This is a genomic window from Curtobacterium sp. PhB78 (assembly GCF_003751685.1).
GTDB lineage: Bacteria > Actinomycetota > Actinomycetes > Actinomycetales > Microbacteriaceae > Curtobacterium.
Map to the genome: position 1 here is coordinate 1 of NZ_RKIA01000006.1, position 18,977 is coordinate 18,977.

The 18,977-nt window shown below is 71.3% G+C and carries 18 protein-coding genes; 6 read left to right on the forward strand and 12 right to left on the reverse strand.

What is annotated here, in order from left to right; all coding sequences use genetic code 11:
* Window positions 1-133: 133 nt before the first annotated feature.
* The 4 genes from EDF53_RS14330 to EDF53_RS14345 form a co-directional block, all read right to left on the reverse strand.
* Window positions 134-1,171, reverse strand: a complete 1,038-nt coding sequence (locus tag EDF53_RS14330; RefSeq protein ID WP_123294216.1) for a hemolysin family protein — start codon at window positions 1,169-1,171, stop codon at window positions 134-136.
* Window positions 1,168-2,562, reverse strand: a complete 1,395-nt coding sequence (locus EDF53_RS14335; RefSeq protein WP_123294217.1) for a hemolysin family protein — start codon at window positions 2,560-2,562, stop codon at window positions 1,168-1,170. The genes EDF53_RS14330 and EDF53_RS14335 overlap by 4 nt, the downstream gene beginning before the upstream one ends.
* A 157-nt stretch (window positions 2,563-2,719) precedes the next feature.
* Window positions 2,720-3,802 (reverse strand): NADH:flavin oxidoreductase/NADH oxidase, encoded by a 1,083-nt coding sequence (locus EDF53_RS14340; RefSeq protein WP_123294218.1) that lies wholly within the window; start codon window positions 3,800-3,802, stop codon window positions 2,720-2,722.
* Window positions 3,803-3,812: 10 nt separating this feature from the next.
* Window positions 3,813-4,445 carry an HAD family phosphatase gene (locus tag EDF53_RS14345; protein ID WP_123294219.1) on the reverse strand — a complete coding sequence of 211 codons (633 nt, stop codon included), beginning with the start codon at window positions 4,443-4,445 and terminating at the stop codon, window positions 3,813-3,815.
* A 24-nt stretch (window positions 4,446-4,469) separates the two neighbouring features.
* On the opposite strand from EDF53_RS14345, the gene EDF53_RS14350 reads away from it, so the two are divergent.
* Window positions 4,470-5,330 (forward strand): ADP/ATP-dependent (S)-NAD(P)H-hydrate dehydratase, encoded by an 861-nt coding sequence (locus EDF53_RS14350; RefSeq protein WP_123294220.1) that lies wholly within the window; start codon window positions 4,470-4,472, stop codon window positions 5,328-5,330.
* 206 nt (window positions 5,331-5,536) lie between these two features.
* On the opposite strand, the gene EDF53_RS14355 is transcribed toward EDF53_RS14350, so the two are convergent.
* Window positions 5,537-6,247, reverse strand: a complete 711-nt coding sequence (locus EDF53_RS14355) for a YceI family protein (protein ID WP_260215786.1) — start codon at window positions 6,245-6,247, stop codon at window positions 5,537-5,539.
* An 84-nt stretch (window positions 6,248-6,331) separates the two neighbouring features.
* On the opposite strand from EDF53_RS14355, the gene EDF53_RS14360 reads away from it, so the two are divergent.
* Together EDF53_RS14360 and EDF53_RS14365 are read left to right on the forward strand one after the other, a co-directional pair.
* Window positions 6,332-7,597 carry a glycosyltransferase 87 family protein gene (locus EDF53_RS14360; protein ID WP_123294221.1) on the forward strand — a complete coding sequence of 422 codons (1,266 nt, stop codon included), beginning with the start codon at window positions 6,332-6,334 and terminating at the stop codon, window positions 7,595-7,597.
* Complete coding sequence (locus tag EDF53_RS14365) at window positions 7,594-7,902, forward strand: thiamine-binding protein (protein WP_123294222.1); 309 nt, start codon at window positions 7,594-7,596, stop codon at window positions 7,900-7,902. The genes EDF53_RS14360 and EDF53_RS14365 overlap by 4 nt, the downstream gene beginning before the upstream one ends.
* A 75-nt stretch (window positions 7,903-7,977) precedes the next feature.
* Here EDF53_RS14365 and EDF53_RS14370 read toward each other — a convergent pair whose 3' ends face one another.
* Window positions 7,978-8,172: a hypothetical protein gene (locus tag EDF53_RS14370; RefSeq protein WP_123294223.1), complete on the reverse strand. Its 195-nt coding sequence runs from the start codon at window positions 8,170-8,172 to the stop codon at window positions 7,978-7,980.
* A 124-nt stretch (window positions 8,173-8,296) separates the two neighbouring features.
* Between EDF53_RS14370 and EDF53_RS14375 the strand changes: the two genes are divergently transcribed.
* Both EDF53_RS14375 and EDF53_RS14380 read left to right on the forward strand, forming a co-directional pair.
* Window positions 8,297-8,482 carry a hypothetical protein gene (locus tag EDF53_RS14375; protein WP_131919968.1) on the forward strand — a complete coding sequence of 62 codons (186 nt, stop codon included), beginning with the start codon at window positions 8,297-8,299 and terminating at the stop codon, window positions 8,480-8,482.
* Between the two features lie 288 nt (window positions 8,483-8,770).
* Complete coding sequence (locus EDF53_RS14380) at window positions 8,771-10,036, forward strand: MFS transporter (protein ID WP_123294225.1); 1,266 nt, start codon at window positions 8,771-8,773, stop codon at window positions 10,034-10,036.
* 330 nt (window positions 10,037-10,366) lie between these two features.
* On the opposite strand, the gene EDF53_RS14385 is transcribed toward EDF53_RS14380, so the two are convergent.
* The 6 genes from EDF53_RS14385 to EDF53_RS14415 all read right to left on the reverse strand — a co-directional run bounded on the left by EDF53_RS14385 (window position 10,367) and on the right by EDF53_RS14415 (window position 18,022).
* A complete protein-coding gene (locus EDF53_RS14385) occupies window positions 10,367-11,038 on the reverse strand; it encodes a response regulator transcription factor (RefSeq protein WP_111086410.1) in 672 nt (223 codons plus the stop codon).
* A gap of 87 nt (window positions 11,039-11,125) precedes the next feature.
* On the reverse strand, window positions 11,126-12,451 hold the full coding sequence (locus EDF53_RS14390; RefSeq protein ID WP_123294226.1) for a hypothetical protein: 1,326 nt from the start codon (window positions 12,449-12,451) through the stop codon (window positions 11,126-11,128).
* Entirely contained in the window at window positions 12,448-13,605 is a 1,158-nt protein-coding gene (locus EDF53_RS14395) for a sensor histidine kinase (protein WP_123294227.1), read from the reverse strand. The genes EDF53_RS14390 and EDF53_RS14395 overlap by 4 nt, the downstream gene beginning before the upstream one ends.
* Window positions 13,606-13,853: 248 nt before the next feature.
* Entirely contained in the window at window positions 13,854-15,056 is a 1,203-nt protein-coding gene (locus EDF53_RS14400) for a homoserine O-acetyltransferase (RefSeq protein WP_111086407.1), read from the reverse strand.
* A 266-nt stretch (window positions 15,057-15,322) separates the two neighbouring features.
* On the reverse strand, window positions 15,323-16,654 hold the full coding sequence (locus EDF53_RS14405; protein ID WP_111086406.1) for a bifunctional o-acetylhomoserine/o-acetylserine sulfhydrylase: 1,332 nt from the start codon (window positions 16,652-16,654) through the stop codon (window positions 15,323-15,325).
* 279 nt (window positions 16,655-16,933) lie between these two features.
* A complete protein-coding gene (locus EDF53_RS14415) occupies window positions 16,934-18,022 on the reverse strand; it encodes an acyltransferase family protein (protein ID WP_123294229.1) in 1,089 nt (362 codons plus the stop codon).
* Between the two features lie 119 nt (window positions 18,023-18,141).
* Here EDF53_RS14415 and EDF53_RS14420 point away from each other — a divergent pair, with 119 nt between their 5' ends.
* Window positions 18,142-18,915 (forward strand): SDR family oxidoreductase, encoded by a 774-nt coding sequence (locus EDF53_RS14420; protein ID WP_123294230.1) that lies wholly within the window; start codon window positions 18,142-18,144, stop codon window positions 18,913-18,915.
* The last annotated feature ends 62 nt before the right edge of the window (window positions 18,916-18,977 follow it).

Genomic DNA, 18,977 nt, shown 5'->3' on the forward strand with positions numbered 1-18,977 from the left:
GCAGCCCAGAACCGTCGCTTGTCCTCACGCGTGTGCCAACGACCCACACCAACACCTCACCACTCAAGGTGTTGCAACCACCCCTTGAACCCAAGCGCGGGGATCTGTCGCTTCGGCGGAACTGGCGGTGTGGCTACCGGCGTCGGGTCGCGTCCTCGACCTCGCCGACGAGCTCCTCGAGGATGTCCTCGAGGAAGAGCACGCCGAGGGTCCGGCCATCGGCGTCGAACGCCCGGGCGACGTGGCGGCCAGCAGCCCGCATGGTGGCCAGGGCGTCCTCCAGGTCCATCTCCGTGTAGAGCGAGATGAGCTGGCGGATGCGCTTCGGCGGCACCGGGTCGTCGAACTCGTCCGGCCGCAGGTCGATGACGTCCTTCACGTGCACGTAGCCCGTGGGGGAGCCGTCCTCGCCGACGAGCACGTACCGCGAGAACCCGCGCTGCGCCACCGCACGCTCGACGTCCGCCGGGGTGGCGTCCTCGGGCAGGGTGACGAGCTCGGCCATCGGCACGGCGACGTCGCGGACCTTCTTCTCGGTGAACTCGAACGCCAGGGCGAGCTTGCCGTCGTCGGTCAGGGTGCCCTCGCGGCGGGACTGCTCCACGATGGTCTGCACCTCTTCCACCGTGAAGGCGCTGACGGCTTCGTCCTTGGGCTCGACGCGGAACAGACGCAGCACGGCGTTCGCGACCTCGTTCAGGCCGACGATGACCCAGTGCAGGCCGTGGCCGATGTACCAGAGCGTCGGCACGAGCAGCAGCGCTGCGCGGTCCGGCATCGAGAACGAGATGTTCTTCGGGACCATCTCGCCGAACACCACGTGCAGGAACGAGACGAGCAGCAGCGTGACCACGAACGCCACGGTGCCGATGACCTCGACGCTCCAGCCCGTCAGGTGCAGCGGCACCTCGAGCAGGTGGTGGATCGCCGGCTCGGAGACGTTCAGGATGAGCAACGAGCAGACCGTGATGCCGAGCTGCGTGGTCGCGAGCATGCGGGTGGCGTGCTCCATTGCCCACAGTGTCATCTGCGCGGCCTTGGAGCCCTCTTCTGCGCGTGGCTCGATCTGCGATCGGCGGGCGGAGATGACGGCGAACTCGGCGGCGACGAAGTACGCGTTGCCGAGCAGCAGCACGAAGAGCCAGAAGATCCCCCACCAGTCGGAGCTCATCGGGTGCTCTCCTTCGTCTCGGACCGCTTCGCGGTCTTGGTGCCGGTCTTCGTGGCCGGGATGATGATGGCGGTCGCCGCGGTGTCCGTCGGCGGAGGCGTCGGGGTCCAGCGGATGCGGTCGATCCGACGGCCGTCCAGACGTTCGACCCGGAAGACACCGCTGTCGAGCGGGACCTCGTCACCGACGACGGGCAGGCGGCCGAGCGTCGACATGAGGAAGCCGCCGACGGTCTCGTAGGGGCCATCCTCCGGCACCTTCACGCCGGCGCGGTCCTCGAGCTCGTCGGGACGCAGCAGACCGGGGAAGGTCAGCCAGTCGCGGGAGCGGACCACGTCGATGCGCGCGCGGTCGTGCTCGTCGGAGACCTCGCCGACGATCTCCTCGATGAGGTCCTCGAGCGTGACGACCCCGGCGGTGCCGCCGTACTCGTCGACCACGATGACCATCTGGTAGCCGCGCCCGCGGACCTCGGCGAGCAGGGTGTCGCCCGGCATCGTCTCGGGCACGCGTTCGGCGTCGGTCATGAGTGCCCCGACGGGGACCTCCGGACGCTTCTCGCGGGGGACGGCGACGGCCTGCTTGACGTGCACGATGCCGACGACGTCGTCCGCATCCTCCTCGATGACGGGGAAGCGGCTGAAGCCGGTCTTGCGGGCGAGGGCGATGACGTCCTGCGCGGACTCGGACACCCGGATGGTGGAGAGCCGCGGGCGCGGCGTCATCACGTCGCTGGCACTGAGCTCCGAGAACGAGATCGTCCGCTGGAGGAGCGTCGCGGTGTCCTGCTCGAGTGACCCCTCGGACGCCGAACGGCGGAGCAGCGAGGTGAGCTCCTCGGCGCTGCGAGCACCGGACAGTTCCTCTTGCGGCTCGATGCCGATCGACCGCAGCACGGCGTTCGCGGTGCCGTTGAGCACCGCGACCGCCGGCTTGAACACCGTCGTGAAGGCGATCTGCAACGGCACGACGAGCTTCGCGGTCTGCAGCGGCAGCGCGAGCGCGAAGTTCTTCGGCACGAGCTCGCCGAGGATCATCGACAGCAGGGTCGCGATGACGAGCGCGATGATCGATCCGACGGTCTCGACGATGCCCTCGGGCAGGTTCATCGCCAGGAACGGCGCCTCGAGCAACTTCGCGATGGACGGCTCGAGCAGGTAGCCGGTGAGCAGCGTGGTCAGCGTGATGCCGAGCTGCGCACTGGACAGGTGCGTCGAGGTGACCTTCAACGCCCCGATGACGGGTGCCAGGCCCGGCTCACCGCGGTCGCGACGCGCTTCGACGTCGGCGCGGTCGAGGTTCACCAGCGCGAACTCGGACGCGACGAAGACGCCGGTGCCGAGTGTCAGCAGGATGCCGCCGACGAGCATGACGATGTCGATCGGACTCATGATTCACCCCCGTCCGCGCACGGGGATGACGTGCAGCTCACCGAGTGAGCGGCGGATGAGTGAGGCGAAGAACTATTCGGGGGATCGTCCACAGTGCTGCCAATCGTACTGCCTGCCCGAGGGGCCGACCGAGAATCCGTTCAGGAAGGCCGCGCGTCTACGCCGTGACCCGCGCGCGGTGGTACTGCTGCGGCTCGTAGTCGACGGTCACGCCGAGCTCGACGGCCACACGCAGCGGGAAGCCCGGGTCGCGCAGGAACTCGCGGCCCACCATCACCACGTCGGCCTGTCCGGTCGCGACGATCTGCTCGGCCTGGAAGCCCTCGGAGATCATGCCGACCGCGATGGTGCCGATGCCGGCGTCGCGCTTGATCGCCGCGGCGTGCGGCACCTGGTAGCCGGGGCCGACCGGGATCGGAGCGCTCGCGACGTTGCCGCCGGTCGAGACGTCAGCCAGGTCCGCGCCGTGCTCCGCAGCCCACCGAGCGACCTCCGTGGTCTCGTCGAGCGTGAGCCCGCCGTCCACCCAGTCGGTCGCCGAGAACCGCACGACGATCGGGAAACCCTCGCCGACCTCGGCACGGACGGCGTCGAGGACCTCGAGCAGTGCCCGGGCGCGGTTCTCGAGCGACCCGCCGTACTGGTCCGTGCGGTGGTTGCTCAGCGGCGAGAGGAACTGGTGCAGCAGGTACCCGTGGGCGGCGTGGATCTCGACCAGGTCGAACCCGGCCTCGACGGCGCGGCGAGCGGACTGCGCGAACGCCAGTGCGACGACCCGGATGTCCTCGGCCTCCAGCTCGCGCGGGACCGCGTAGCCGTCGAAGGCCACGGCGGACGGGGCGACGGTGGACCAGCCGCCCTGGTCGGCGGGGACCGAACCGTGTGTGGACTCCCACGGGCGGAACGTCGACGCCTTGCGGCCGGCGTGCGCGAGCTGGACACCGGCGGCAGCGCCCTGCGCGTGCAGGAAGTCGACGATCGGCTTGAAGGCGTCGCGCTGCTGGTCGTTCCAGAGCCCGAGGTCCTGCGGGCTGATCCGGCCTTCCGGCACCACGCCGGTCGCCTCGACGACCACCGCACCGGCACCGCCCTTGGCGAAGCCGCCCAGGTGGACGAGGTGCCACGCGGTCGGCACGCCGTCCTGCTCCTCGGCCGAGTACTGGCACATCGGGGAGACCCAGATGCGGTTGCGGACCGTCAGGTCGCGGATGGTGATCGGCTCGAACAGGGCGTGCGTCACGCGGGACTCCTCAGGGGACGGGCGCCGGCTCGGCCGCGAGTTCCGTCAGGAACGACCGCAGTGACGCCGACGACGTGTAGTGGTGGCCGACCGCCCCGATCGCTTCCGCGCCGGTGGCGTTCTCGGCCCTGTTGTCCACGAACACCATCTGCTGCGGCTCGATTCCCAGACGTGCGCACGTGTCGCGGTAGATGGATGCGTCGGGCTTCAGGACGTGCTCCTCGGCGCTCACCACCACCGTCTCGAACAGCGAGCCCATCGGGGAGCGTCGGTACGGGTCACCGAAGTCGAAGCCGGCGTTCGACAGCAGCGCCACCCGGGTCCCCGCGTCGTGCAGCTCCTCGACGATCGCCAGGGTCTCCAGTTCGACCTCGAACCACCCGGTGAAGTCGACCGCCCAGAACCGGTGGATGTCCGTGATGCTCCAGGTCCGCCCGACGCGCTCGCCGATCGCCCGCCAGTACGCCACGACGGACAGGTCGCCGCGGTCGAGGTCGTGGCGGAGCTCCTGGTAGACGGGGAACAGTTCGTCGGCGGGCACCCCGGTCAACTCGACGAGGGCATCGCGCGACGCGTGCGGCGTCCGGCTGATCACCTCGCCGTAGTCGAAGACCACCACGCGACCAGGCAGGAACAGGCTCATGCGCTCCACCGTAACGTGGGGCCGGTGAACGACTTCGTGCCCGTCCAGCCGTCCGATGCCGCCGCGTGGGTCACCGCGCCGACGGGGGAGTCCACCAAGTACCGCCGCGGGGTCCTCGGCATCGCGACCGGCTCCGACCAGTACCCGGGTGCCGCGGTCCTCGGGGTCGACGCCGCGGTCCACACCGGTGTCGGCATGGTCCGGTACGTCGGGCCGTCGCGGGCGTCGGACCACGTCCTGGCGCGTCGCCCCGAGTCCGTCGCCGGCGTCGGTCGGGTGCAGGCCTGGCTCGTCGGCTCGGGCATCTCGGCGTCGTCGCTCGGTGACCTGGACGCCACGACCGCCTCGGGTTTCAGGCACGCCTCGGACGACGGTGTCCCGGTCGTGGTCGACGCGGGCGCGATCCCGCTCGTCGACCTCGGCCCGCTCGCCGTCCTGACCCCGCACGCGGGCGAACTCGCGTCGTTGCTCGGCGTCTCCCGCGAGTCGATCGAGCAGGATCCCGCCGCCGCAGCGCTCCGTGCCGCCGAGCAGACCGGCAGCGTCGTCCTGCTCAAGGGCGAGCGCACGCACGTGGTCACGCCCGACGGGTCGGTCCGGTTGGTGGCCTCGTCGGCGACGCCGTGGCTCGCCGCCGCCGGTGCCGGGGACGTGCTCGGCGGGGTGCTCGGCGCGCTCGTGGCGTCGCGGCAGGGCTCCGTCGAGGCTGCTGGTTCGTCCCTGACCCCGTCGGACCTCGCGCACCTGGCCGCGTCGGCCGCGGTGGTGCACGGGCTCGCGGCGCGGCGGGCGTCCGGCGGCGGGCCGTTCCCGATGACCGGGCTCATCGGCGAGCTGCCCGGGGTCGTGCGGGACCTGGTCGTGGACGGCGACGCGCGCGGGTAGCGGTCGGTGCGCGCGGGGTACGTGCGCATGTTCCGACGGGACACCACCGGTTCGACGGGTGGAAGGTCGCAACATGCGCACGCATGCGCGAGAAGGGCGCGGCCTGGGACGCGAGCAGGGGACGGACGGGAGGCCCGTGGCGGGGCCGCCACGGGCCTTCCGTCCGCCTGTCGCGCACGTCACGGGCGTGACGCGCGTCGCGGCCGTCAGCTCGCGGGGGTCGCGTGCACCAGGAACTCGACCGTGCCGGAGTCGTCGACCTTCACGAAGCCGAGGCTCGGCGCCTGCACGCCGTAGTCGGAGAAGGTGACCGGGATCGAGCCGGAGATGTCGACGCCATCGCCGTTCAGGCCGACCTGCAGGTCGGCGGTGACGTCCTTCGTGACGCCGTGCAGCGTGAGCTTGCCGGCAGCGGTGACCTTCGTCGTGTCCGAACCGCTCGGGACCGCGTCGGCGATCGGCTCGGTGAGTTCGAACGTGGCCTCGGGGAAGGCGGAGGTGTCCATCGCGGAGTCGCGGAAGTAGGAGTCGCGCTGGTCGGAGTCGGTGGCGATGTCGGCGACCTGCACCGTGATCGTCGCCTTCGTGATGCTCGTGCCGTCGACGGTGGCGCTGCCGGAGACGCTGTCGGTGCGGCCGGTGACGGTGACGTCGGAGCCGTTGAGGACCTCGTGCAGGCGGTAGCCGGCCTCGGAGTCGCCGCCGACCGTCCAGTCGCCGGACAGGTCGGAGTCGTCGAGGGTGGAGGCCTCGCGGCTGGCGGCCACGGACGGTGCCGCCGACGCCTTCGCGTTCTCGTTGCTCGTGTAGACGTTCGTCGCGACGATCGCCCCGATGACGCCGAGCACGACGACGGCGGCGATGACGGAGATCCAGATGACGGCCTTGCGGCGCCCGCGCGGGGTTTCGGTGGTCACGAGCAAGACGGTGACACGTCATGGTTGGGAGAGCCTGGGACTGTCCGCCGGTTCGGGTGCGCTCGCTGCCGGTACGCTCGTCCGGTGCGCAGGACCGGGAACCCGTGGATCGAACGCGTCGGGTTCGTCCTGGCGTTCGCCGCCGTGCACGCGGCGTTGTGGTGGCTGACCGCGGTCTCGGCGAACCTGCCCCTCGGCGACGTCACCATCACCTACAGCCGGTGGATCGAGACCGGGCGGAGCGCGGACTTCTGGGTCGGGATCGACGGCGAGTGGGTCTACCCGATCCTGGCGATCGTGCCGATGGCCGCCGCAGCACTCGGTGGGATCGCGTCGATCGGCTCCGGGTGGCTGCTGCTGATGGTGCTGCTCGACGCCGTCGCGTGTGCGTTCCTGTGGCGGTTCCGGGCGCGCGGCGCGTTCGGCTCGCGTGCGGGCGGCTCGTCGTCGCGTGGCGTACGGGTCGTGTGGTGGTGGCTCGCCTTCCTGCTCGCACTCGGGCCGATCGCGCTCGGTCGCATCGACACGGTGGCGACGGTGTTCGCGCTGGTCGGGGTGGCCTTCGTCGCCTCGCGGCCGGCGGTCGCCTCGGCGCTGTTCACCGCCGGTGCGTGGACGAAGGTCTGGCCGGCCGCCCTCGTCGCCGTGCTGCTGCTCCTGCGCAAGGGGCACCGCCGCGGTGTACTGGCTGGTGCCCTCGTGCTCAGTGCGCTCATCGTGCTGGTCGACGTGCTCTGGGGCGGAGCGCCGTACCTGCTGTCGTTCATCGGGGAGCAGACCGGCCGGGCGCTGCAGATCGAGTCGCCGCTCGCGACGCCGTTCATGTGGGCGGCAGCGTTCGGGGCTCCTGGGGCGGCCGTGTTCTACAACCAGCAGATCCTGACGTTCGAGGTCTCCGGGGCCGGCACGCACGCCGCGGCCGCGGTCTCGACGCCGCTGATGGCCATCGTCGTCGTCGCCGGTGTCGTGCTCGCGCTGTGGGCCGCACGCCGTGGTGCTCGTCGGGCCGAGCTCGCGCCCGTGCTCGCACTGCTGTTCGTCGCCGCGCTCATCGCCACCAACAAGGTCGGGTCGCCGCAGTACATCGGGTGGCTCGCCGTGCCGATCGTGTGGGGACTGGCCGCCGGGACGCCGAGTGTGCGCCGGTTCGTGCCGATCGCGATCGCTGCGCTCCCCACCGCCGTGCTGACGCAGCTGATCTACCCGGCGTACTACGACCAGGTGCTCACGCTGCAGCCGTGGATGCTCGTGGTGCTGACGCTGCGGAACGTGCTCGAGGTGGCGATCCTGGCGTGGACCGTGGTCGAGCTGGTGCGGATGGGCCGGGGCGCGGGCAGGATGGACGCATGATCGTCGCCTTCTCCGTTGCTCCGTCCGGTGGTCCCTCCGAACAGGCGGACGGCTCCGTGCACGACGCCGTCGCCGCAGCCGTGCGGGTGGTCCGCGAGAGCGGCCTGCCGAACCGCACGTCGTCGATGTTCACCGAGCTCGAGGGGGAGTGGGACGAGGTCATGGACGTCGTCAAGCGCGCCACCGAGGCCGTCGGCGTCTACGGCACGCGGGTGTCGCTCGTGCTCAAGGCCGACATCCGACCGGGGCACACCGGCGAGATCGACGGCAAGCTCGAGCGGCTCGAAGCGGCGCTCGGCGAGTAGCGCTCAGCGGCCGGCGCTGTTGCTCGGCGCTCGCCTTCGGCGCTGTCGTTCGGCGCTCGCGCTCGCGCTCAGCGCTCAGCGCTTGTCGCGCCGCCGTGCCCGGGTCCGACGGCGGGGGTCCGGTCCGAGCACCACGAACACCGTCAGCAGCGCGATGCCGGCGAGCACCGCGATGAGCACGATGACCATGCCCATCGGGTCGGTGGCGTCCTCGCAGTTCACGGGCGCGCCGGCGCGGCACGAGGCGAGCACGGTGGCGGCGAGGGTCACGTGCTCATTGAACAACGAGGGCCCGCGCGACACGCCGACGCCCTCCCTCGGATGTCGGTGGTCGGGTGTCTCATGGCCCGTGTCGAGCCACATCCGGTGGCCCCGAGACGACGAGGAGCGCGTGATGACCCACGACGGCTGGTGCCCTGACTGCGACCTGCGAACGGTCGTCATCGACACGGACGAACAGGGCGAGAACGCCTGGGCCACGTGCGCCGAGTGCGGCGCCGGCTGGACGCACCGCGACGAGCTGCCCGATCTCGCACCCGCGTCGACGCGTCCCGCCCACACGGAGCGTCAGGCGGCCTGACCCGGTTCTCATCGGGTACGGCCGGGCCAGCCCGGTGCGACCCGAGCTGGCCGCGCACGGCGACTTCCGTTCGGCCTTTGGAGCGGTCTACACTGCTCGGACCGGATGGTCGTCGCCACCGGACCGTCCCGTTCGCTGCTGAACCCGGACCGGCACCCCGCTCGGGCGTGGCCGCGCTGCCGATCGGCACGTGGACCGCGACGATCGCGGGTCGCCCCCGCCGACACCGTCCAGCCGACACCCCGATCCGACGCCGCCCGTGCAGGACGTCGTCCGAGAACAGGCCCCATGTCACAGCTCACGCCTGCGCGTCGCACCGCCGCGCTCATCTCGCTCGCCCTCGGCGGCTTCGCCATCGGGTCGACCGAGTTCGTCGCGATGGGCCTGCTGCCGAACATCGCGCAGGCGCTGCTGCCGCAGCAGTACGGCCTCGACCCGGATGCCGGCATCGCGCACGCGGGCTGGCTCGTCAGCGCCTACGCCCTCGGGGTCGTCGTCGGTGCTCCCACCATCGCGGCGATGTCGGCGAAGTTCCCGCGCAAGGGCCTGATCCTCGTGCTGCTCGTCGGGTTCGTGCTCGCGACGATCGCGAGTGCGCTGCTGCCGTCGTTCGGACTGGTGCTCGTCGCCCGGTTCGTGGCGGGTCTGCCGCACGGCGCCTACTTCGGCATCGCCTCGATCGTCGCGGGCGACATGATGGGCCCGGGCAAGCGCGGCAAGGGCATCGCGATGGTGCTGCTCGGACTGTCGGTCGCGAACGTCGTCGGTGTCCCCGCGATCACCTGGGTCGGCCAGCTCGCCGGCTGGCGGATCGCCTACGGCGTCGTCGCCGCACTGTTCGCGCTCACGTTCCTCGCCGTCGCGGCCTTCGTGCCGAAGAGCGCCCGTGACGAGCACGCGACGATCGGCCGGGAGCTCCGCGCCTTCCGCGTGCCGCAGGTCTGGATCGTGATGGGCCTCGGCGCCGTCGGGTTCGGTGGGTTCTTCGCCGTCTACTCGTACATCTCGCCGCTCGTGCAGCACGTCACGGGCATGCCGGAGTCGTTCGTGCCGATCGTCCTGGTGGTCGTGGGCATCGGCATGGTCGTCGGCGGTGTGCTCGGCGGACACCTCGCCGACCACAGCGTGAAGCGCACGATCTACTTCGGCATGTTCTCGCTCATCGGCGCGCTGCTGCTCACGGTGCTGACCGCGCAGTGGCTCTGGGGGATGCTGCTCGGTGCGTTCCTGCTCGGTGCGACCTCGTCGGCGATCCCGCCGGCGGTGCAGTCCCGCCTGATGGACGTCGCCGGCGACGCCCGGACGATCGCCGCGGCGCTCAACCACTCGGCGTTCAACATCGGCAACTCGCTCGGCGCAGCACTCGGCGGTGCGGTCATCGCTGCCGGCTTCGGGTTCGTCGCACCGGGCTGGCTCGGCATCGTCCTCGCGCTGCTCGGTGTCCTCGTCGCGATGTTCAGCTACTCGGTCGAGCGTCGCACCACGCGCCGTGCCGCGCTGCGCTCCCCGTCGCCGAGCACCGGCCCGATCACCGCGCCGGTCCCCATCCACTGATCGCGCGCAGGCGCTGCCACCGCGGTTCGCGAAAGCGACAGTCTGCCGCGAACTGTTCGCGGCAGAGTGTCGCTTTCGTGGAACGGTCCGCCGGCATCGGCGGCAGAGTGTCGCTGTGGCGGGACAGACCGCAGGCCCGTCCCCATCCACTGACCGCGCGCGGTGGGCGCGCCCACGCACCGGACGGGAGGCCCGTGGCGACGCCGCCACGGGCCTCCCGTCCGACGTGGTGTGCGGCAGACCGCCCATGGTGAGCAGAAATGGTCGGGTCCCGTGATGGGACCTGACCATTCCTGCTCACGAAGCGGGCAAGCGCCCATGTGCGCCGCGCTACAGGCCCAGCGGGCCGCCGTCCTGCACGATGATGCCGTCGGTGATCGCCCGCTTCCGGAGCGCCACCTTCGTGCCCACGTCGAAGCCTGCAACGCGGTACTTCTCGCGGATGCGCTTGAGGTAGCTCTTCGCCGTCTCCTCGGAGATGCCGAGCTGGTACGCGACGCTCTTCACGGGCTCGCCACCGCCGTACAGGGCCATCACGCGGCGCTCCTGGGCGCTGAGCTTCGGGACGCCACCGACGTCGCCGCTGTTGATGGCCAGGTCGAGCTCGGCGGAGACGTACTGCTCACCGCGCTGGGCGGAGCGGATCGCCTCGACGATCATGTCGGCGTCCTCGCTCTTCACCAGGTAACCGAGGGCACCGGCCGCCAGGGCCTCGCGCACGACGTTCGGCTCCGAGTAGGTGCTCATCACGACGGTCTTCACACCGGCGGTCTTGAGCGTCGAGATCTTCAGCGACACCGGGATGGAGTCCTTGAGGTCCAGGTCGAGCAGCACCACGTCCACCGGGAACGCCGGGCTCGTCAGGAGCTCGGGCCAGGTCGTGACCGCGGCCACCAGCGTGATGTCGTCGGCGGCGCTCCGGATCCACTCCGTGAGCGCGCCGAGGAGCATCCTGTGGTCGTCGACGAGTGCGAGTCGGATGGGTTCCTCTGGAGTCGCCATGCGGGCGTCCTTTCTCGGGGGCAGTTCGTGCCCGATCCTAGGAGGGAGGGGCACGTGGCACGGGCAGGCTGTCCGGGTGTCCGGCAGCTACATCGACGGATGTCGGTCCACGACGCAGTGGGCGACGATGTGGAGCGCGCCGTCGCGGACGGTCTCGGTGTACGGACCGATGCGTTGCAGGGCGCTCCAGGCGGTGGGGCCGAGGCGTCGGCGCTGGACGCCGCGGGACTCGATCACGACCGGCACGTCCATCCGCTCGTCGGTGACGGGGTGGCCGTCGGACCCGACCGGGCCGAGCGTGACCGAGACGACCGGCAGGCCGGGGGTGGCGGGGCGGCCGTCGCCGACCATCTGCCACAGGGCCTGCAGCAGTCCGTCGCGTTGGGCGGGGGTGAGGTGTCCGGCGAGGGCGCCCGGATCGGCGACGCTCACCGAACGCCCGAGGTGGTCGGACTCCGTGATCGCGTGGTAGAGCCAGGTCTCGCGTCGGCCCTCGATGAGGTGCAGGCGGAGCTCGGTCGCGAGTGAGGCCGCGACGGAGCTCGAGGCGTCCGACAGCGGCAGGGGATCGGTGCCGTTCGCGACGGCGTCGAGCAGCTTCTCGGCGGCCAGGTCGAGTCGGGCGAGCTCGTCCGAGGCGAGCATGCCGACGGCGAACTGCGGCGCCTGCACGTTGCTCTGCACGAGCACCCGGTCGAGTTCCCGCTGCACGAGCTGCCGGAACCGCTGCACCACGTACAGGGCGATCGACGGCGGCACGACGACCAGGGCCAGCAGGGACACGATGCCCGGCAGTGTGTCGTTGGTGATCGGGGTCGAGGCGACGCTCATGCCGACGAACGCCAGGCCGAGGACCGCGATGGCGGCGGCGACCTCGCGGGCCGGTCGGAGCGTGGCGATCGGCAGGAGCGCGAAGCCCGCGGCGATCGACGCCGATGCCGTGTGGGCGATGTCGTGCTCGGGCCAGATGCCGATGAAGTCGAGGGTCACGACGCACGCGAGCACGACGCAGATCAGCACGAAGGCCAGCCCGGTCAACCGCTCGCCGTAGGTCAGCACGCTCAGACCGACCCCGACCGCGGCGACGATGTAGAGCATCCAGGCGGCTGCGGGCAACCACGGGTCGGAGAAGTCGGACCAGCGGACCAGGAAGTACACGATGCCGGAGACGGCCTCGATGGCGGTGAGCACCGCTGCGCCGAGGCCGAGGTACCCGGCTCCGAGCGAGGCGCCGGGCTTGGCGGCCTGGCGGAGCGACCGTGCGCCGGTCGAGGTCGAGGGGAGCCCGCGGGCCTGCCGACGCTCGCTGGTGCGGTAGCGCTCGCGCGCCTCGCGACGGGTGCGGGGCGGCTGCTGGCCGGTCGACTCGCCGGGCAGGCCGCGGCTGATGGTGTCCTCGGGGACCCGGGTCATCGCGGTGCCTCCAGGACGACGGTGGTTCCGGAGCCCGGCGCGGAGAACAGCTTGGCGTCGCCGCCGACCTCGCGCAGCCGGCTCACGACGCTCTCCTTGAAGCCGAGTCGTTCGGCGCTGACGGTGGTCAGGTCGAACCCGACGCCGGAGTCCGTGACCATGGCGCGCACCATGTCGTTGTCGTGGACGATCGTGACGTGCGCCTCGCCCACGCCGGCGTGCCGGCGGACGTTCTCGAGGCACTCACCGAGCGCCAGCAGGAAGGCATCGAGCACGTGCGACGGCAGCAGCACCTGACCGGTGCCGTGCCAGCTGACCTCGAGGCCCATCCGGCCGAAGCGCTGCTTCACCGACTCGAGGGTCTGGCCGAGCGGCGACTCCTCCTCGCGGGTGAGCGAGTAGTCGCCGGACTGCGACGGCTGCGGGGTCGCGCCGAGTCGCAGGTGGCGGAGGAGTCTGGCGTCCTCGGCGGCCTGCTCACGCATGGCCTGCTCGGAGACCCCGACGCCGGAGTGCGCGAGGAGCGTGAGCGTCGCGAGGACCGTGTCGTGCAGCAGCCGCGCCCCCTGCCGCCGCTGTGCCTCGGTCTCGCTGGCCTGGCGTTCGGCGCGGTGCGCGGTGCCGATGCTGTAGATCCGTCGGGCGACGCGGGGGATGCTGCGCGAGATCCAGACGGCCACGACCGCGATGAGCACCCAACCGAGCAGGGCGCCGCTGACGGGCGTCGACAGGAGCCCGCCGGTGGCCCACACCATCACGACGACGACGATCGCGCCGGTGCCGATCGTGAGTCCGAGGCCGAACGGCTGGCCGCGCTGCGCCATCAGCGGGGCGGACAGCGAGCCGCCCGCGAGCGGCATGACGGCGCTGGCGACGAGCGGGCGGACCGACTCGTCCACGCCGGAGAACAGCAGCGCGAGCGAGGCGAGGCCCGTGACGAGGATCGCGGCGGTCCACCACACGGTGCCACTGCGCCCGAAGAACACGAACGCGGCGACCATCGCGGCGATGCACAGCAGGGCGCCCACGAGCGGCAGGGCGGAGACCGCGGCGGCGGAGACCACGCCGACGACGCTGATGAGCGCGCAGACGATGCCCACGACACGGGTCGTCGCCCGCAGCAAGCGGTCGCGTTCCTGTGCGATGAATTCCATCGATGTCCTGGTTGGTGACGAGCTGGTGTGACGGGTGGTACGGGTCGTGCGGGGAAACCGAGCCTCGTTCAGTCCGGGCTCGCAGCCATCCAACCACGGGCGACACCCGTTGGGGGGTGTTCGGCGCGCCGTGCCGCGCACGCCGTGCCGCGCACGCCGTGCGTGCCGCCGCCGTGCCGCGCGTGCCGCCGCCGGGCCGCGCGTGCCGCCGCCCCGACGCCCCGACGCCCCGCCGCGCCGTGTCGCGCTCAGTCGTCGAGCAACCGCCGCAGGTGCGCGCCGACCTGCTCGTGCTCGATGAGGAACCCGTCGTGCCCGAACTCGCTCTCGATCACCGCGGCCGTGTCCCCGTCGAGCGTGTCCGGGACCCCTGCGGCGATCCGGTGCTGGTCCTCGATCGGGAACAGCCGGTCGCTCGAGATCCCCACGACGAGCGTGCGGGCCGTCACGAGTTCGAGCGCGGCAGCGACACCGCCCCGCCCGGCCCCGACGTCGTGGGAGTCCATCGCGTGCGTGAGCGTGATGTACGACGACGCGTCGAAGCGCCGGGTGAACTTGTTGCCGTGGAAGTCGAGGTAGCTCTCCACCGAGAACCGGCCGTCGTCGCCGAGCGGGGACACGTCGCTCTGCCACGACCGGGCGAACCGGCCGTTCAGCTCGTCCGACGCCCGGTAGGTCATCAACGCCATCCGCCGCGCGAGCGCCAGCCCGCGGTGCGGGCCCTCACCGGCGTCGGCCTCGTAGTAGTCGCCGCCTGCGAACGCCGGGTCCATCTGGATCGCCGAGCGCTGCAGGGAGTTCGCCGCGATCTGGTCCGCCGTGGTCTGCGCCGTCGAGGCCAGCACCGCCAGCCGTTGGACGCGCTCGGGGTGGGACACCGCGAACTCGAGCGCGTGCATGCCGCCCATCGACCCGCCGACGACGGCCGCGAACACGTCGATGCCGAGTCGGTCGGCGAGCTGGCGCTGCACCTCGACCTGGTCGCGCACGGTGACGAACGGGAACCGCGAGCCCCACTCGACCCCGGTGGGTGCCACCGACGACGGCCCGGTCGTGCCCTGGCAGCCGCCGAGCATGTTGGGCGCGATCACGAACCAGCGGTCGGTGTCGATCGCCAGGCCGGGGCCGACGACGTCGCCCCACCAGCCGGCGGTGCGGTGCCCCGGACCGGGTGCGCCCGCGACGTGCGAGTCGCCGGTCAGTGCGTGGAACAGCAGGACGGCGTTGTCGCGCGCCGCGTTGAGCGTGCCCCACGACTCGTACGCCACGCGCACGGCCGGCAGCCGCCCGCCGCGCACCCACTGCTCGCCGAGCGATGCGAAGTGGCGCGCACCCGGGTGGTCGCCGGGGCGCCAGGCGCCGGTGACCGGCGGTTTGCCGAGGGTGCCGAGTTCGGCACCGGGCACCAGCGTGGACGGCACGGAGTCCTCGGGGGTCGTCTGCCAGTCCATGGTGCGTCCAGTCTGCCGGGAGGCGCGGGTCGCCGCCGCCGTGTTACGTCACGTCCGCCCCGTGGCCGGGTCGCGGCCCGCGCTCGCCTTGTGCGTGCGTGCGCATGTTCCGACATCGTGCGCGTTGTTCGACTCGTGGATCGTCGCACCATGCACACGCACCGTATGCGTGCGCAACGAGCGACGTCCCACGAGTCGATCGACTCGTGGGACGTCGCACCATGCACAGGCATCGAGCGCGCCGTGCCTCGGTGCCCGGGCGAACGCTAGGCGCGCTGCCCTTCCTGCGAGACCGCTCGAGCAGCGGCGAGCCCGGCCTCGAGGTCGGCCTTCAGGTCCTCGATGTTCTCGATGCCGACGGACAGGCGCACCAGGCCCGGCGTCACCCCGGTGGTGAGCTGCTGCTCGGGCGTGAGCTGCGAGTGCGTGGTCGACGCCGGGTGGATCACGAGCGAGCGCACGTCGCCGATGTTCGCCAGGTGCGAGAACAGCTGCAGGTTGTCGACGAACGCCTTGCCCGCGGGCACCCCGCCCTTGAGCTCGAACGACAGCACGGCGCCGACGCCCTTCGGCGCGTACCGGTTCGCCGCGGCGTACCAGGGCGACGTCGGCAGGCCGGCGTAGGCGACGGTCGCGACGTCCGGGTGCTGGTCGAGCCATTCGGCGATCTCCTGCGCGTTCGACACGTGGCGCTCGATGCGGAGCGACAGCGTCTCGATGCCCTGCAGGAGTGCGAACGCGGTGTCCGCCGAGTTCGACGCCCCGAGGTCGCGGAGCAGCTGCACGCGGGCCTTCACGATGTAGGCGAGCTCGTTGCCGACGGCCTCGGCGAAGACCGCGCCGTGGTACGACGGGTCGGGCGTGTTGAACTCCGGGAACTTGTCCGGGTGCTGTGACCAGGCGAACTTCCCGCCGTCGACGATGATGCCGCCGATGACGGTGCCGTGGCCGCCGAGGAACTTCGTCGCCGAGTGCACGACGATGTCGGCCCCGTGCTCGAACGGACGGATGAGGTACGGCGTCGCGATCGTGTTGTCGACGATCAGCGGGACGCCGGACTCGTGCGCGACGTCGCTGACGCCGGTGATGTCGAGGACGTTGATCCGCGGGTTGCCGATGGTCTCGGCGAAGAAGAGCTTCGTGTTCGGGCGGACGGCGCGTCGCCACTCCTCGAGGTCGTCCTGGTCCTCGACGAACGTGGTCTCGATGCCGAGCTTCGCCAGCGTGTACTTGAACAGGTTGTACGTGCCGCCGTAGATCGACGACGACGACACGATGTGGTCGCCCGCACCCGCGATGTTCAGCACGGCGTAGGTCTCCGCCGCCTGGCCGGACGCCACGAGGAGTGCGCCGCTGCCGCCCTCGAGTGCCGCGATGCGCTGCTCCACGACGTCGTTCGTCGGGTTCATGATGCGGGAGTAGATGTTGCCCGGCTTGGCGAGGGCGAACAGGTCGCGGGCCTCGTCCGAGTTCGCGAAGACGTACGAGGTCGTCTTGTAGATCGGGGTGGCGCGGGCGCCCGTGGTCGGGTCCGGCTGTGCGCCGGCGTGGACCTGCGTGGTCTCGAACCGCCACTGCGCGGCGTCGTGCTCGGTCATCTTGGTGCTCCTGTCCGGTGCGGCTGGTCGTCGGGTCGCCTTGCGCTCGGCCTGGAGGCGCGGCGCGTCTGTGCGTCGGGTGTCACGGTACGCAGGTGGTCGCGCTGGTACCAGCGCACCCGCCTCGGGACGTAACGCGCACGCCCGACGCACCACGGGCCTCCCGGTCGAGCCTGCGCGCTCGTCTGACGGCGGCGACCACGGGGATCGGTCGCGGCCTGCCGCGACGTCGCGCGCTGCCGACTGAGCGCAGCGAAGACGACTGCTTGCGCGGAAATGTCAATTGTCGCGACGGAACAGCCAGCCGACGTTCGGTTCGAGCAGCCAGCGCATCCCGCGCCGCACGAAGGGCTGCGCGAGGAAGAGGCTCACCGCGCAGGCGATCGCGACCATCAGGAGCACGAACGGCCACGCGGAGTGCGGACCGGCGAGCACCCCGGACTCGCGGATCGGGTAGAGCACGAAGGTGTGCAGCAGGTACACGTACATCGTCGCCGCACCGAACTGCGTGAGCCAGATGTTCCGGCGGGGGATGAGCACCAGGAACGAGGCGGTCAGCAGCGTCGCGAGCAGCATCAGGCCGAAGCGCACGGCACCCGCCCACCAGGCGTCCTCGCCGAGACCCGAGTACGAGTCGTCGTAGAAGAACCAGTGGTGCAGGTCGAACTCCTTGAACTGCGGGATCCACACCGCGCACGACACGGCCCACGCGGCGAACACCACGCCGGCGGCGACGCGCACCCGGACCACGGTACGGCGCGAGGCCTCGTACCAGCGGTCGAAGAGCCCCCACTGCTTGACCTGCCACCCGAGCAGGAAGAACGGCAGCAGGCTGATCGCACGGGACAACGAGAGCGTGGAGTCGACGTTGTCGAAGTAGCCGACGCCGATGCTGAACACGACGGCCCAGAACAACGGCCACCGCAGCTGCGCCAGGTACGGCAGGATCAGCTTGAAGATGCCGAGGGCCAGCAGGAACCACAGGGTCCAGGTCGGCTGCGTCGGGTTGAAGTCCTTGCCGCCCTCGACGATGCCCTGCACCACGGTCCAGATCGTCTGCATGATGATGTACGGCACGACGATGTCGGTGATCGTCCGGCGCATGCGCTTCGCCGTCGGGGTGTCGGCCGACGAGAAGTAGCCGCTGATCACACCGAACGCGGGCATGTGGAACGCGTAGATGAACGTGTAGAGCGCCAGGGCGTGCTCGCTCGCCGTCGTCTGGCGCTGGATCGCGTGGCCGATCACCACGAGGGTCACCGCGACGAACCGCGCGGTGTCCCACATCGGGATACGGCGCGGTGCCCGGCCGGGTTCGAGCTGCGTCGCCGGGGCCGAGGGTGCGGGAGGGGCGGCATCCGTCGTCATCGTCGGTCACGTTACCGGATCGTGACCTGGGAGGGTCGGTACGGTGGGGATCGGGGCGAGCAGTCGTCCCGACACCGGGGCGATCCGTTGCCCCGACACCGACGCAGGAGGCAGATCACATGGCAGCACGGCGCGCAGTCGTCACCGGAGCGAGCTCGGGCATCGGAGCGGCCACCGTCCGGCTGTTCCGCTCGCGGGGCTGGGACGTGCTCGCCGTCGCCCGCCGGGCGTCCAAGCTCGAGGCGCTCGCCGCGGAGACCGGGGCCGAGGTCCTGGTGGCGGACATCACGAGCGCTGCCGACGTCGAGGCGCTCGCCGCCCGCGTCGCCGAGCTCGGCGGCGCCGACGTCCTCGTCAACAACGCCGGTGGCGCGTTCGGCTCGGCCAGCGTCGAGGCGTCCGACGTCGACGACTGGCGGGCCATGTTCGAGGTGAACGTGATCGGCACGAAGCGCGTCGTCGCCGCGCTGCTGCCGCACCTGCGGGACCGTGCGCGCGACACCGGGGGAGCGGACATCGTCACGGTGACGAGCACGGCCGGCTTCGTGGCGTACGAGAACGGCGGCGGCTACAACGCCGCGAAGTTCGCCGAGCACGCCCTGGTCGGCGCGCTCCGGCTCGAGCTGAACGGCGAACCGATCCGCGTCGTCGAGATCGCCCCCGGCCTGGTGAAGACCGACGAGTTCGCGCTCACCCGGTTCCGCGGCGACGAGCAGAAGGCCGCTGCGGTCTACGACGACGTGCCGGACCCGCTCGTCGCCGACGACGTCGCCGAAGCGATCGTGCACGCGGTGGAACTGCCGCCGCACGTGAACCTCGACCTCGTCACGATCCGACCGGTCGCGCAGTCGGCGCAGCACAAGCTCGCGCGCGGGACGCTCACGCCGCGCTGACCGCCTGCGCAGCGCCCGGGCGGCGGCCACGGGTCGCGGGCGCGGGGTCCCTGCCGGTACCG

Coding starts and splice junctions, on each gene's coding strand:
- EDF53_RS14365 (WP_123294222.1), top strand. CDS start 7,594: ATGATCGTCGCCTTCTCCGTTGCTCCGTCCGGTGGTCCCTCCGAACAG.
- EDF53_RS14400 (WP_111086407.1), bottom strand. CDS start 15,056: ATGGACTGGCAGACGACCCCCGAGGACTCCGTGCCGTCCACGCTGGTG.
- EDF53_RS14330 (WP_123294216.1), bottom strand. CDS start 1,171: ATGAGCTCCGACTGGTGGGGGATCTTCTGGCTCTTCGTGCTGCTGCTC.
- EDF53_RS14420 (WP_123294230.1), top strand. CDS start 18,142: ATGGCAGCACGGCGCGCAGTCGTCACCGGAGCGAGCTCGGGCATCGGA.
- EDF53_RS14335 (WP_123294217.1), bottom strand. CDS start 2,562: ATGAGTCCGATCGACATCGTCATGCTCGTCGGCGGCATCCTGCTGACA.
- EDF53_RS14345 (WP_123294219.1), bottom strand. CDS start 4,445: ATGAGCCTGTTCCTGCCTGGTCGCGTGGTGGTCTTCGACTACGGCGAG.
- EDF53_RS14395 (WP_123294227.1), bottom strand. CDS start 13,605: ATGGAATTCATCGCACAGGAACGCGACCGCTTGCTGCGGGCGACGACC.
- EDF53_RS14390 (WP_123294226.1), bottom strand. CDS start 12,451: ATGACCCGGGTCCCCGAGGACACCATCAGCCGCGGCCTGCCCGGCGAG.
- EDF53_RS14415 (WP_123294229.1), bottom strand. CDS start 18,022: ATGACGACGGATGCCGCCCCTCCCGCACCCTCGGCCCCGGCGACGCAG.
- EDF53_RS14405 (WP_111086406.1), bottom strand. CDS start 16,654: ATGACCGAGCACGACGCCGCGCAGTGGCGGTTCGAGACCACGCAGGTC.
- EDF53_RS14375 (WP_131919968.1), top strand. CDS start 8,297: ATGACCCACGACGGCTGGTGCCCTGACTGCGACCTGCGAACGGTCGTC.
- EDF53_RS14380 (WP_123294225.1), top strand. CDS start 8,771: ATGTCACAGCTCACGCCTGCGCGTCGCACCGCCGCGCTCATCTCGCTC.
- EDF53_RS14385 (WP_111086410.1), bottom strand. CDS start 11,038: ATGGCGACTCCAGAGGAACCCATCCGACTCGCACTCGTCGACGACCAC.